Annotated in this window: 11 protein-coding genes; all 11 read right to left on the bottom strand. The window is 72.6% G+C overall.

The annotated features are described in order from the left end of the window. Positions 1 to 4,408 (bottom strand): glutamate synthase large subunit (gltB, locus tag AC3EQ1_RS25290; RefSeq protein ID WP_432096632.1); only part of this gene is annotated, 4,408 nt, incomplete at its 3' end. A 314-nt stretch (positions 4,409 to 4,722) separates the two neighbouring features. Beyond that, on the bottom strand, positions 4,723 to 5,454 hold the full coding sequence (locus AC3EQ1_RS25295; RefSeq protein ID WP_432096633.1) for a VIT1/CCC1 transporter family protein: 732 nt from the start codon (positions 5,452 to 5,454) through the stop codon (positions 4,723 to 4,725). 243 nt (positions 5,455 to 5,697) lie between these two features. Continuing rightward, the gene (gene lgt, locus AC3EQ1_RS25300; protein ID WP_432096634.1) at positions 5,698 to 6,753 is read right to left on the bottom strand and encodes a prolipoprotein diacylglyceryl transferase; all 1,056 of its coding nucleotides are present in this window, start codon (positions 6,751 to 6,753) and stop codon (positions 5,698 to 5,700) included. Positions 6,754 to 6,835: 82 nt separating this feature from the next. Beyond that, positions 6,836 to 7,630 carry a DsbA family protein gene (locus AC3EQ1_RS25305; RefSeq protein WP_432096635.1) on the bottom strand — a complete coding sequence of 265 codons (795 nt, stop codon included), beginning with the start codon at positions 7,628 to 7,630 and terminating at the stop codon, positions 6,836 to 6,838. Between the two features lie 69 nt (positions 7,631 to 7,699). Next, on the bottom strand, positions 7,700 to 8,515 hold the full coding sequence (trpA, locus tag AC3EQ1_RS25310) for a tryptophan synthase subunit alpha (protein ID WP_432096636.1): 816 nt from the start codon (positions 8,513 to 8,515) through the stop codon (positions 7,700 to 7,702). Beyond that, positions 8,515 to 9,780 carry a tryptophan synthase subunit beta gene (trpB, locus tag AC3EQ1_RS25315; protein ID WP_432096637.1) on the bottom strand — a complete coding sequence of 422 codons (1,266 nt, stop codon included), beginning with the start codon at positions 9,778 to 9,780 and terminating at the stop codon, positions 8,515 to 8,517. The genes trpA and trpB overlap by 1 nt, the downstream gene beginning before the upstream one ends. A gap of 500 nt (positions 9,781 to 10,280) precedes the next feature. Then, positions 10,281 to 10,433, bottom strand: a complete 153-nt coding sequence (gene trpM, locus AC3EQ1_RS25320; RefSeq protein ID WP_432096638.1) for a tryptophan biosynthesis modulator TrpM — start codon at positions 10,431 to 10,433, stop codon at positions 10,281 to 10,283. 7 nt (positions 10,434 to 10,440) lie between these two features. After that, positions 10,441 to 11,250: an indole-3-glycerol phosphate synthase TrpC gene (gene trpC / locus AC3EQ1_RS25325; RefSeq protein WP_432096639.1), complete on the bottom strand. Its 810-nt coding sequence runs from the start codon at positions 11,248 to 11,250 to the stop codon at positions 10,441 to 10,443. 190 nt (positions 11,251 to 11,440) lie between these two features. Further along, complete coding sequence (locus tag AC3EQ1_RS25330; protein WP_432096676.1) at positions 11,441 to 11,908, bottom strand: DUF2752 domain-containing protein; 468 nt, start codon at positions 11,906 to 11,908, stop codon at positions 11,441 to 11,443. A gap of 301 nt (positions 11,909 to 12,209) precedes the next feature. After that, positions 12,210 to 12,446, bottom strand: coding sequence for an HGxxPAAW family protein (locus AC3EQ1_RS25335; protein ID WP_432096640.1), 237 nt, complete (start codon positions 12,444 to 12,446; stop codon positions 12,210 to 12,212). A gap of 511 nt (positions 12,447 to 12,957) precedes the next feature. Beyond that, entirely contained in the window at positions 12,958 to 13,632 is a 675-nt protein-coding gene (locus AC3EQ1_RS25340; RefSeq protein WP_432096641.1) for a TIGR02234 family membrane protein, read from the bottom strand. Positions 13,633 to 13,700 lie beyond the last annotated feature (68 nt).

The raw sequence follows: 13,700 nt of genomic DNA on the forward strand, positions 1-13,700 counted from the left end.
GGGGGCGCTGCGCGGCGCCGTGCAGCCACTGCTGGTCGTCGGCGTCCAGCGGGCCGACGGCCGAGGTGAGTTCCTTGTTGACGTTGGCCGGGTCGAGGTCGATCACGTAGGCGAAGCCGCCCGACATGCCGGCCGCGAAGTTCCGTCCGGTGTCCCCGAGCACGACGGCGTTGCCGCCGGTCATGTACTCGCAGCCGTGGTCGCCCACGCCCTCGGACACCACGGTGGCGCCGGAGTTGCGGACGCAGAAGCGCTCGCCGACCCGGCCGCGGAGGTAGATCTCGCCGCCGGTCGCGCCGTAGGCGATGGTGTTGCCCGCGATGGTCGAGTACTCGGCGAGGTGGTCGGCGCCGCGGTCCGGGCGGACCACCAGCCGGCCGCCGGAGAGGCCCTTGCCGACGTAGTCGTTGGCGTCGCCCTCCAGCCGCAGGGTGACACCGCGCGGCACGAAGGCGCCGAACGACTGGCCCGCGGAGCCGGTGAAGGTGATGTCGACGGTGTCGTCCGGCAGGCCCGCGCCGCCGAACTTCTTCGTCACCTCGTGGCCCAGCATGGTGCCGACGGTCCGGTTGATGTTGCGGACGGCGAGCTGGGCGCGGACGGGCTGCGCCGACTCGGCCGAGTCCGCGGTCAGCGCGTCGGCCGCCAGCTTGATCAGCTGGTTGTCGAGCGCCTTCTCCAGACCGTGGTCCTGCTCGATCACCTGGTGGCGGACGGCTCCGGCCGGCAGGTCCGGCACATGGAGCAGCGGCTCCAGGTCCAGGCCCTGCGCCTTCCAGTGGTTCACGGCCCGCTGGGTGTCGAGGAGTTCGGCGTGGCCGACGGCCTCCTCCAGGGTGCGGAAGCCCAGCTCGGCGAGGAGCTCACGGACCTCCTCGGCGATGAACTGGAAGAAGTTCACCACGAACTCGGCCTTGCCGTTGAAGCGCTCGCGCAGCACCGGGTTCTGGGTGGCGATGCCGACCGGGCAGGTGTCCAGGTGGCAGACGCGCATCATGATGCAGCCGGAGACCACCAGCGGGGCGGTCGCGAAGCCGAACTCCTCGGCGCCGAGCAGCGCGGCGATGACCACGTCGCGGCCGGTCTTCAGCTGGCCGTCGGTCTGCACCACGATGCGGTCGCGCAGGCCGTTGAGCAGCAGCGTCTGCTGGGTCTCGGCGAGGCCGAGCTCCCAGGGGCCGCCCGCGTGCTTCAGCGAGGTGAGCGGCGAGGCGCCGGTGCCGCCGTCGTGGCCGGAGATGAGCACGACGTCCGCGTGTGCCTTGGACACACCCGCGGCGACGGTGCCGACACCGACCTCGGAGACCAGCTTGACGTGAATGCGCGCCTGGGGGTTGGCGTTCTTCAGGTCGTGGATCAGCTGGGCCAGGTCCTCGATGGAGTAGATGTCGTGGTGCGGCGGCGGGGAGATGAGCCCCACGCCCGGCGTCGAGTGCCGGGTCTTCGCGACCCACGGGTACACCTTGTGGCCGGGCAGCTGGCCGCCCTCGCCGGGCTTGGCGCCCTGCGCCATCTTGATCTGGATGTCGTCGGAGTTGACCAGGTACTCGCTGGTCACGCCGAAGCGGCCGGAGGCGACCTGCTTGATCGAGGAGCGGCGCGCCGGGTCGTACAGGCGGTCCGGGTCCTCGCCGCCCTCACCGGTGTTGGACTTGCCGCCCAGCTGGTTCATGGCGATGGCGAGGGTCTCGTGCGCCTCCTGCGAGATGGAGCCGTACGACATGGCGCCGGTGGAGAAGCGCTTGACGATCTCGCTGACGGGCTCGACCTCGTCGACGGGGATCGGCTCGCGGTCGCTCTTGAAGCCGAACAGGCCGCGGAGCGTCATCAGGCGCTCGGCCTGCTCGTCGATCCGCTGCGTGTACTGCTTGAAGATGTCGTAGCGGCGGGCGCGGGTGGCGTGCTGGAGCCGGAAGACCGTGTCCGGGTCGAACAGGTGCGGCTCGCCCTCGCGGCGCCACTGGTACTCGCCGCCGATGTCCAGCGTGCGGTGCGCCGGGGCGATGCCGGAGGCCGGGTAGGCCTTGGCGTGCCGCTCGGCGACCTCGCGGGCGACGACGTCCAGGCCCGCGCCACCGATCTTGGTGGTGGTGCCGTGGAAGTAGGTGTCGACGAAGGACTCGTCCAGGCCGACGGCCTCGAAGACCTGCGCCCCGCGGTAGGAGGCGACGGTGGAGATGCCCATCTTGGACATCACCTTGAGCACGCCCTTGCCGAGTGCCTTGATGAGGTTGCGGATGGCGGTCTCGGGGTCGGCGTCCGGGAGGAACGTCCCGGCGCGGACCAGGTCCTCGACCGACTCCATCGCGAGGTACGGGTTGACGGCGGCGGCGCCGTACCCGATGAGCAGCGCGATGTGGTGCACCTCGCGGACGTCGCCGGCCTCGACGAGCAGCCCCACCCGGGTGCGCTGCTTGGTGCGGATGAGGTGGTGGTGCACCGCGGAGGTGAGCAGCAGCGACGGGATCGGCGCGTGCTCGGCGTCGGAGTGCCGGTCGGAGAGCACGATGAGGTGGGCGCCGCCGGCGATCGCGGAGTCGGCCTCGGCGCAGATCTCCTCGATCCGGGCGGCCAGCGACTCGCCGCCGCCGCTGACCCGGTAGAGACCGGAGAGCGTGGTGGCCTTGAAGCCGGGCAGGTCGCCGTCGGCGTTGATGTGGATGAGCTTGGCCAGCTCGTCGTTGTCGATCACCGGGAACGGCAGGGTGACGCTGCGACAGGACGCGGCGGTCGGGTCCAGCAGGTTGCCCTGCGGGCCGAGCGAGGAGATCAGCGAGGTGACGAGCTCCTCGCGGATGGCGTCCAGCGGCGGGTTGGTGACCTGCGCGAACAGCTGGGTGAAGTAGTCGAACAGCAGCCGGGGGCGCTCGGAGAGGGCGGCGATCGGCGAGTCGGTGCCCATGGAGCCGATCGGCTCGGCGCCGGTGCGGGCCATCGGCGCGAGCAGGACGCGCAGCTCCTCCTCGGTGTAGCCGAAGGTCTGCTGGCGGCGGGTGACCGAGGCGTGGGTGTGCACGATGTGCTCCCGCTCGGGCAGGTCCTCGAGGTCGATCAGACCGCTCTCCAGCCATTCGCCGTACGGCTGCTCGGCGGCGAGCTGGGCCTTGATCTCGTCGTCCTCGATGATGCGACCCTCGGCGGTGTCCACGAGGAACATCCGGCCCGGCTGGAGGCGGCCCTTGCGGACGACCTTGGCCGGGTCGATGTCCAGGACGCCGACCTCGGAGGAGAGCACGACCAGGCCGTCGTCGGTGACCCAGTAGCGGCCGGGGCGCAGCCCGTTGCGGTCGAGGACCGCGCCGACCTGGACGCCGTCGGTGAAGGTGACGCAGGCCGGGCCGTCCCAGGGCTCCATCATCGTGGAGTGGTACTGGTAGAAGGCGCGGCGGGCCGGGTCCATGGTGGGGCTGTTCTCCCACGCCTCGGGGACCATCATCAGCACCGCGTGCGGCAGCGAGCGGCCGCCGAGGTGGAGCAGCTCCAGGACCTCGTCGAAGGAGGCGGAGTCGGAGGCGTCGGGGGTGCAGACCGGGAAGGTCTCCGCCAGGCCGCCGAACAGGTCGCTGCCGAGCTGGGACTCGCGGGCCCGCATCCAGTTGCGGTTGCCCTGGACGGTGTTGATCTCACCGTTGTGGGCGACGAACCGGTACGGGTGGGCGAGCGGCCAGCTCGGGAAGGTGTTGGTGGAGAACCGCGAGTGGACCAGCGCGACGGCGGTCGCGAAGCGGCGGTCGGACAGGTCCGGGAAGAACGGCTCCAGCTGTCCGGTGGTGAGCATGCCCTTGTAGACCAGGGTCCGGGCGGAGAGCGACGGGAAGTACACGCCGGCCTCGCGCTCGGCGCGCTTGCGCAGCAGGAACGCCTTGCGGTCCAGCGCGATGCCGGTGGCCGCGCCGTCCCGGTCCGCGACGAACAGCTGGGAGAAGGCGGGCATGGTGGCGCGGGCGCCGCTGCCGAGCAGCCCGGGGGCGACGGGGACCTCGCGCCAGCCGAGGACGGTCAGGCCCTGCTCACCGGCGATGGTCTCGATCCGGGCCGCCGCGGCGGCACCCTCGGCCTCGTCGGCGGGCAGGAAGGCGATGCCGACGGCGTAGGCGCCGGCCTCGGGGAGCTCGAAGGAGACGTTCTCGCGCAGAAACGCGTCCGGAACCTGGAGCAGGATCCCCGCGCCGTCGCCGGAGTCCGGCTCGGAGCCGGTGGCGCCGCGGTGCTCCAGGTTGCGCAGCACAGTGAGCGCCTGCTCCACGAGCTCGTGGCCGGCCTCGCCGGTGAGGTTCGCCACGAAACCGACGCCGCAGGCGTCGTGCTCATTGCGAGGGTCGTAAAGGCCCTGCGGAGCGGGGCGCTCGTCCAGGGGCGACCAGGCGGTGGTGTCGCCGGTCGCGGAGTGCGTGGACGCGGAACGCATCGGCTCTCCCGTCGTCGTCGTGGCAGTGTCAGTGCCGAGGGACGACGTTGGCCCTCTGCGCAAATTTTCGTGCAGGCTACATGATGGCCCGCTTCCCAAGAAGCGGATACCTCATTTCACAATGCGGACACCACGGATACTGGTGGATGAGGGGCCGTGTACGGACGGGTCGCCGTCCCTGGACCCCGGGGCGCGGCAAGCGACTCTGCCCGCAGCGCTTTCGGCTCATTCCCGCTCGTTGCCGGACTGAAACCGTCCAGAAACACGCAACTGCCGAAACAACCTGGTCCTGCACGCCCGCCCGGCGCGGTTCCCTATCCGACGGCGGTGCCGAACAGCGCACCGAGCCCGAAGGTGACCGCGGCAGCGGTTCCGCCCAGTATCAGCTGTCGGAGCCCGCTGTACCACCAGGAGCGGGCCGTGACCCTGGCCACGACGGCGCCGCAGGCGAAGAGCCCCAGCAGCGCCAGCAGCACCGCGGGCCACAGGGCGACGGCGCCGAGCAGGTAGGGCAGGACCGGCAGCAGCGCGCCCAGCGCGAACGATCCGAAGGACGAGACGGCGGCGACCGCGGGCGAGGGCAGGTCTCCCGGGTCGATGCCCAGCTCCTCCCGCGCGTGGATCTCCAGGGCCTGCTCGGGGTCGGTGGACAGCTGCCGGGCGACCTCGGCGGCGAGGCCCGGCTCGACCCCGCGCGAGACGTAGAGCTCGGCCAGCTCCTGCTGCTCGTCCTTGGGGTGCTTGCGCAGCTCGCGCCGCTCCACCTCCAGCTCGGCCAGGACCAGCTCGCGCTGGGAGGCGACCGAGGTGTACTCGCCCGCCGCCATCGAGAAGGCCCCGGCGGCCAGACCGGCCAGACCGGTGATGACCAGCGTCTTCGACGAGACGTCGCCGCCCGCCACGCCGGTGATCAGGGCGAGGTTGGAGACCAGTCCGTCCATCGCGCCGAAGACCGCGGGCCGCAGCCAGCCACCGTTGACGTCCCGGTGGGTGTGGTTGTCGCGGTGGGACTCGTGCAGTGCGGCGGCGTTGTCGATGACGGACATGAGCGGTGGGTCTCCCTTCCCCGGGAAGGGCCTACCGCCCTCCCCCATGCTTCGAAACTACGCACGAGAACCGTGATCCGCCAGCAAGGAAGGCCGAACTTACCGCTGTGACCTGCGGTTTCGTCGCGGGGAGGGAAAAAGTCTGAGGCGCGGCCCGCCATGACAGCCGCACACGACGACCGCCGGCCCGCTGTGTGCGGACCGGCGGTCTCGAGGTGGAACGGAGGGTTGTGCGGTGAAGGGTCAGGACTTCTTCGAGGCCTCGGACCCGGACGTCGACGCCTCGGACCCGGTGCCCTTGCCCTTCTCCTCGGCGGCAGCGCCCTTCTCCCCGGCGGCACCGGGCTTCGCGCCCTTCCCGCCGGCCGCATCCTCCGAGGTCTTCACGTCCTTCGTGGCCGTCGCGTCCTTCGCGACCTTCGCCGTGGGAGAGCCCTCGGCATCCCCGTCGCCGGCGCCCTCCTCCGCGAGGGCCGCTACCGCCGCGGGCTCGACCACGGCCTCGCGCCCCGGGAACTTCCGGGCGGCGACGATCATGTAGCCGACAGCGGCCAGGAACACCAGGATCGAGGTCCACACATTGAGACGGACACCCAGGATGTGGTGGGCCTCGTCGATCCGCATGTACTCGATCCAGCCGCGGCCCACCGTGTAGCCGGCGACGTACAGCGCGAACGCCCGGCCGTGGCCGAGCTTGAAGCGGCGGTCCGCCCAGATGACCAGCAGGGCCACGCCCACGCACCACAGCGACTCGTACAGGAACGTCGGGTGGTAGGTGCCCGCGATCTTGCCCGCGGCGGGGTTGGCGTCGATCTTCAGGGCCCAGGGCACATCGGTCGGCTTGCCGTAGAGCTCCTGGTTGAACCAGTTGCCCCAGCGGCCGAGCGCCTGGGCGAGCGCGATACCGGGCGCGACCGCGTCCGCGTACGCGGGGAGCGGGATGCCCCGGCGCCGGCAGCCGATCCAGGCGCCGACCGCGCCGAGGGCGATGGCGCCCCAGATGCCGAGGCCGCCCTCCCAGATCTTGAAGGCGTCGACCGGGTTCCCGTTCTTGCCGAAGTACGGCTCGTACGTGGTGATCACGTGGTAGAGGCGGCCGCCGACGAGGCCGAAGGGCACCGCCCAGACGGCGATGTCGGCGACGGTCCCGGCCAGGCCGCCGCGCGCGACCCAGCGGCGGTTGCCGAGCCAGACGGCGACGAAGACGCCGAGGATGATGCAGAACGCGTAGCCGCGCAGCGGGATCGGTCCGAGGTGGATCACGCCGGTCGACGGGCTGGGAATGTATGCGAGGTCCATGGCGACACCGACGCTACCGTGCCGGACGGGAAGTGCGGCAATCCGCCCGGCAACGGCTGCGTAACGTCAGCCCCTTGCGCCCCTACTGTCCCGTGGGCGAAGCGGACTTCGCGGCGTCCTCCACGGCCTTCTTCAGCTTCTGCGGGGTCAGCGGATCCTGCTGGTTGCTGTAGACGTCCTTGCCGTTGAGCAGCACGGTCGGGGTGCCCTGGCGGTTGGAGCTGGTGAAGGCCTCGTTGGCCTTCTGCACCCAGGCGTCGTGGGACCCGTCCTCGACGCAGGTGCGGAAGGTGTCGGTGACCAGGCCGGGCACCTTGCCCGCCAGCTCGATCAGATAGTCCTTGTTGGCGAAGGCGTCGTTCTGCTCCGGCGGCTGATTGTCGTAGAGCACGTCGTGGTACGGCTGGAACTTGCCGGCGTCCTGGGCGCAGGCCGCCGCGTTGGCCGCGTTCAGCGAGCCCCGGCCGCCCAGATTGCCGTCGATGATGGTGACCAGGTGGTACTGGGCCCGGAGCCGGCCGGCGCGCTCCAGATCGTGGACGGTGCTGCGGAAGCCGCGCTCGAACTGGGCACAGGCCGGGCAGCGGAAGTCCTCGTAGACCGTGAGCACCGACGGCGCGGCGGGCTTGCCCACCGGGATCGCCAGGCTGTCCTCGCCGTTCGCCCCGGTCGGCGCGACCACGGGCCCCTCGGCCTCGTCGTCGCTCCCGGTGCTGCTGACCGCGACGCCGATGGCCGCGGCGATGCCGAGCACCGCCACTCCGGCGGCGCCGACGATCAGCGCCCGCTTGCGCTTGTCCCGGGACCTCTCCCGCTCGCGCTCTTCCTGCAGCCGCTCGCGGGCGCTGCGCTTTCCCTCTCGGTTCTTGTCACTCACACCCTGAAGGAACGAACCGGGGAGGCCGGAAGCGGCCTCCCCGGTCGCAGATCCACCCTTATGGGCGAGTCAGCCGCGGCGGCGGACGCCCTCCGCCAGCTCGCCCGCGAGCGTCCGGACCCCGGCGAGGCCGGTCTCCAGGTCCGGGGCGTCGAGCAGCCGCTTGACGAAGGCGGATCCGACGATCACCCCGTCCGCGAACTGGGCGACCTGCGCGGCCTGGTCCGCGTCGGACACTCCGAGGCCGACGCAGACCGGGAGCGCGGTGGTCGCCTTGGTGCGCCGCACCAGGTCCTGGGCCTGCTCCCCGACCGACTCCCGGGTGCCGGTGACGCCCATGAGCGAGGCCGCGTAGACGAAGCCGGTACCCGCCGCGGTGATCCTGGCGAGCCGCTCGTCACGGCTGCTGGGCGCGACCACGAAGACCGTCGCCAGACCGTGCTGCTCGGCGGCCTTCCGCCACACCTCGGACTCCTCGACCGGCAGGTCGGGCAGGATGCAGCCCGCTCCCCCGGCCTCGGCCAGCTCGGCGGCGAACCGCTCGGCGCCGTAGCGGTCGACGGGGTTCCAGTACGTCATGCACAGCACCGGCGCCCCGGTCGCGGCGTGCGCCTCGCGGACCGTCCGCACGACGTCGGCGATCCGCACCCCGCCCCGGAGGGCGATGTCGTCGGCGGTCTGGATGACCGGGCCGTCCAGGACCGGGTCGCTGTGCGGCAGGCCGACCTCGACGATGTCGCAGCCGCCCTCGATCATCGCGGTGACGGCCCGGACACCGGCGTCGACGGTCGGGAATCCGGCCGGCAGATAGCCGACGAGCGCGGACCGGCCCTCCTCCTTCGCCCGGGCCAGCACGGAACCCAGCAGCTCCACGTTTCCCGCCATCACTCGGTCCCCTCGGTCTCGTCGGCCTCGACGGCGTCCGTCGGGTCGTACAGCCCGAAGTACCGGGCAGCGGTGTCCATGTCCTTGTCGCCGCGGCCGGAGAGATTGACGAGCACCAGCCCGTCCGGCCCCAGCTCCCGGCCCAGCTCCAGCGCCCCGTGCAGGGCGTGGGCGCTCTCGATCGCCGGGATGATGCCCTCGGTCTCCGAGAGCAGCCGCAGCGCCTGCATCGCCTGGTCGTCCGTGACCGGCCGGTACTCGGCGCGGCCGGCGTCCTTCAGGTACGAGTGCTCGGGGCCGATGCCCGGGTAGTCCAGACCGGCCGAGATCGAGTACGGCTCGGTGATCTGCCCCTCGTCGTCCTGGAGGACGTAGCTGCGGGAGCCGTGCAGGATGCCCGGCTCGCCGACGCTCAGGGTGGCGGCGTGCTCACCGGACTCGACGCCGTGGCCGGCGGCCTCCAGGCCGACCAGCCGCACGCTCTCGTCGGGGATGAAGGCGTGGAACAGGCCGATGGCGTTCGAACCGCCGCCGACGCACGCGGCGACGGCGTCCGGCAGCCGCCCGGCGCGCTCCAGGAGCTGCCGTCGCGCCTCGACGCCGATCACCCGGTGGAAGTCCCGCACCATGGCCGGGAACGGGTGCGGCCCCGCGACCGTGCCGAACAGGTAGTGCGTCCGGTCGACGTTGGCGACCCAGTCGCGGAACGCCTCGTTGATCGCGTCCTTCAGGGTCCGGCTGCCCGACTTCACGGCGACGACCTCGGCCCCGAGCATCCGCATCCGGGCCACGTTGAGGGCCTGCCGCTCGGTGTCGATCTCGCCCATGTAGATCACGCACTCGAGACCGAACAGCGCACAGGCCGTCGCGGTGGCGACGCCGTGCTGGCCGGCACCGGTCTCGGCGATGACCCGGGTCTTGCCCATGCGCTTGGTCAGCAGGGCCTGCCCCAGCACATTGTTGATCTTGTGGGACCCGGTGTGGTTGAGGTCCTCCCGCTTGAGGAAGATCCGCGCTCCCCCGGCGTGCTCGGCGAACCGGGTCACCTCGGTGAGGGCGCTCGGCCGGCCCGTGTAGTTGACGAGCAGGTCCTCCAGCTCGGCCGCGAAGGCCGGGTCGGCCTTCGCCTTCTCGTACTCGGCGGCCACCTCGTCCACCGCGGCGACCAGCGCCTCGGGAATGAACTTGCCACCGAAGGCACCGAAGTACCCCTCGGCACTGGGAATGCGGCCCTCGGGGTCCGGAATGAAGAAGTCAGACGACATCCGACGTACTCCTCAAAAGGGGCAGTGCCCCATATATCTCGGCATGGGAACAACGCTACGCGAAGGCAACTGCGCTATCGCCCGTCCGGGCACGGCCAGGAAAGGCCGCGACGCGACCCACCAGAAACCCGAACCGGGAGACGAACGCGAGGCGGGCCACCGACGGAAGCTGCCGGGGGGACCGGGCGGCCACCGACGGGTGGTGACGGGGCCGGAGGGGTGGGGGTTCCGGGAAGCTGCCGTGTATTTGTGGGCCCCCAGGGCCCGTAAATATACGTTCCCGGAACCCCCACCCCGGAGGCCCCGGCGCCGTCACTTACGTGACGACCGGCACCACAACGCCAGCAACCACGAACGCCCCGAACGACCTCACCGAAGCCCGCAGACGCGAATCCCGGGGCACGACCCCGTACAGACGGGGGCCCGAGGACACAACCCGGAGAACGCGCCCCCGGGAACACGACCCCGCAGGCACAAGACCCGCAGCCCGAGCCGGACGGCTAAAGCGCAGTCGCCCGACGCCATCGCATCCCGTTGACCTGCCCCGGCTCACAGCCGATCACATACCGCACCCGACGCCCCCGCACCCGCCGCGCAGGCGCGCGACAGCCCCGCGGCCTGCAGCCGCGAGCCAACCGGGCGTAGGCGTGCATGACGGTCTCAGCCCCGCCCGTGCCGCAGCGCCGGGTGCGCACCGGCGGCCACCAGGTCGGCCACGGCCGCCTTCGGGTCCCGTCCGGTCACGAGCGACTCGCCCACCAGCACGGCGTCGGCGCCCTCGTTCGCGTAGGCGATCAGGTCGTGCGGCCCGCGCACACCCGATTCCGCGATCTTCACGATGTGGTCCGGGATCTCCGGCGCGATGCGCGCGAAGTTGCCGCGGTCCACCTCGAGGGTCTTGAGGTTGCGGGCGTTGATGCCGATGATCCGCGCTCCCGCGGCCACCGCCCGCTCGGCCTCCTCCTCGTCGTGCGCCTCGACGAGCGGGGTGAGCCCGATGGACTCGGCCCGCTCGATCAGCGACACCAGGGCTTCCTGGTCGAGGGCGGCCACGATCAGCAGGGCGAGGTCCGCGCCGTACGCCCGGGCCTCCCACAGCTGGTAGGCGGTGACGATGAAGTCCTTGCGCAGCACCGGGATGTCGACCTTGGCCCGGACGGCCTCGAGGTCGGCCAGCGAGCCGCCGAACTTGCGCTGCTCGGTGAGGACGCTGATGACGGCCGCGCCGCCCGCTTCGTAGTCGGCGGCGAGCCCGGCCGGGTCGGCGATCGCGGCGAGTGCGCCCTTGGACGGGCTGGAGCGCTTGACCTCGCAGATCACCTTGACGCTGTCACCGCGGAGCGCGGCGGCGCCGTCCTTGGCCTGGGGAGCCTTCGCGGCCCGCTCCTTGAGCTCGTCGAGGCTGACGCGCGCCTGCCGCTCGGCGAGGTCGGCGCGGACTCCGTCGATGATCTCGTCGAGCACACTCACGCGAGAGGCCCCCTTCCGGTCCTGAGCAATCGGTCGGCGCCCTGAAGGCGCTGCCCCATCCGGTGCTTCCTGGGGCACTGCGATGGTATCCGGCCGAAGGCGGAGGTCCCGCATCCGGTGGACCGCGGTCCCACGACCTGGACATTCCGCTGGACCAGCGGAACTTCCGCAGCGCTCGGCGGGGTCGACCTCATGGCACCAGCCCCCTTCCCAGGGGCGTATTCCGGACAGCGGTGAAGATCAGGGCCAGCGCCGCGAGCGACCACCCGTGGACGGGGCGCGGCCGCAGCTCCAGGGGGCGTCCGGTCGTCGCCCGGACGAGCCAGACGGCCCAGAATGCGGCGAACCCTGCGTACGCCAGGACCGCCAGGGCATTGGCATGGAGCGCGGTGGCCAGATCGCCGTGGGCGACGGCGTGGGCGCTGCGCAGGCCCCCGCAGCCGGGGCAGTAGACCCCGGTCCAGCGGAGCAGCGGGCAGGCGGGGTAGTGGCCGGGCTCGTTCGGATCCACCGCGGCGACCCAGCCGAAGGCCGCGACCACCCCGGCGAGGACGGCGAGCGGGGGCACCACGGCGGCTCCCCGGCCGGTCCGCGCCGGACCGGGAGCACCGGCCGTCGGGCCGCTCGGGGGCACTGCCGTGCCGCCGCTCGGGGGCAGTGCCGTGCGGGGCGCTGCCGTGCGGGGCGCTACGGTGCCGGGCGCCGCGGTGCCGGGCGCCGCGGTGCCGGGCGCTGCGCTGGGGGGCTGCTCCACGGATTCGTCGCTCACACCGCCGAGTGTCCTCGCAGACGGCGGACGGCGCAGCTCAGCACGGCCTGCGGGCGGTACGAGCCGCGAACGGTACGGGCCCGCCCACCGGCGGAGCGGGGTCCCCCGGGCACCCTCGCCCGGAACCGCCGCGTCCCGGCCGGGGCGGCGGCTCCGGCCGGGACGTGGCGGTTCGGGTCCTCGCTCGCGGTCAGCTCTGCGGCTGGGCGGCCTGCGGGCGCTGGACGGCGGTGGACTTGGGCTGCCCCATGCCCGCGGCACGCATCGCCAGGCCCACGACACCACCGATGGCGACGACGACGAGGCCCGCCACGAAGCCGAGGGGCTGGGCCGCGACCGTGCAGGCACCGGAGATGCAGAAGCCGATGAAGGCGATGGTGACGCCGGTCCAGGCGGCCGGGGTGTGTCCGTGGCTGTTGCCCGCCATGAGTACTCCTCGTTGCAGTGTCGCTCCCCGGGGCTGAAGTCCACGGGGAGCGGCCCCCCGGGTCGGGGTGCGGTGAAAGCTCAGGCTCATTCTCCCCGACGCATGGGGCGGGTGTGAGCGGGGGTCGGCCCAACCGGATCAGTGGTGCATCGGCCGGCGACCCGCTGCCGGTGGGTCGTGTCCCCGCCGCCGGTCGGCTGTCGGGTCCCCGGTCGCCCGGGGACCGGTCGTGCGCCCTGACGGCGAAGGGGCCGGGGTGCCGGCCGGGGAACGGCGGGCGGGCCGGCCGGGAACCACCCGAGGGGGTCAGTCCCCCGCGAGTCGGGGCCTCGCCGACCGCATGCCGACTGCCCGCATCCAGGCGATGATCAGTCTCCGTGGGCATCCAGCCGGTGGCCAGTCCCAGCGACTCGGGTCCTCTCCGGCCGCCTGCCGACCGCCCGCATCCAGGCGGCGGCCCGCCCCCCGGGCGTCCAGCCGATGGTCAGCCCCGCGGGCATCCAGGCGGTGATCAGTCCCCGCGGGTCGGGTCCTCGCCGGTCGGGTCCTCGCCGCGGTCGAGGGCCTTCCACAGCTCCTCGGGCCGGTCGGGGTCGACGGCGGCCGGCGTACGGCCCCGGGCGGGGCGCTCCGCCCGCTCGTACCGGCCCGACATGGCGGGCCACCCGCGGCCGTACCGGAGCGCGAGCAGCCCCGCGAGCAGCAGCAGGACCCCGCCGACGGCGGAGAGCCAGGGCCAGGCGGTGTGGCTGACGTGTGCGACCCCGGCGTCGGCGAGTCCGGTGGCCTTCGCGGCCTCGGCGCGCAGCGCGTCGGTGTCGGTCGCCCCGAGGACGGAGGTGAGGACGATCGCGGCGCCGCAGAGCGTGAGCAGGGCGGCGACGGCGGTCCGGCCGAGGCGGCGCACGGCGAGGACCGCGACGAGCGCGGCGAGGCCGACCACGGCGAGCGCGGCCGGCAGACCGGTGACGTCACGGCCGTCGGCGGAGACCGGGAGCGCGCCCTGCCCGGCGCCGGTCCTGCCCTCTCCCCAGGTCTGGGCCCCCGTGAGGAGCACCAGCGCGGCGCCCAGGGCGCCGATCAGCAGGGCGACGGCGAGACTGCGCCGCCCGGCGCCGGCGCGGGCGGCGGGCTCGGCGGGCGGGTTCTCGGCGGCTTCGGTGCGGGGCTGGGGTACGGCGCTCACCCCACCACTATCCCGCGTCCGGACGGCTCCCCGTCACGCGGCCCCCGGCGGGCGCCGGGCAGCCCCCT

This window comes from Streptomyces sp. bgisy100 (assembly GCF_057709105.1).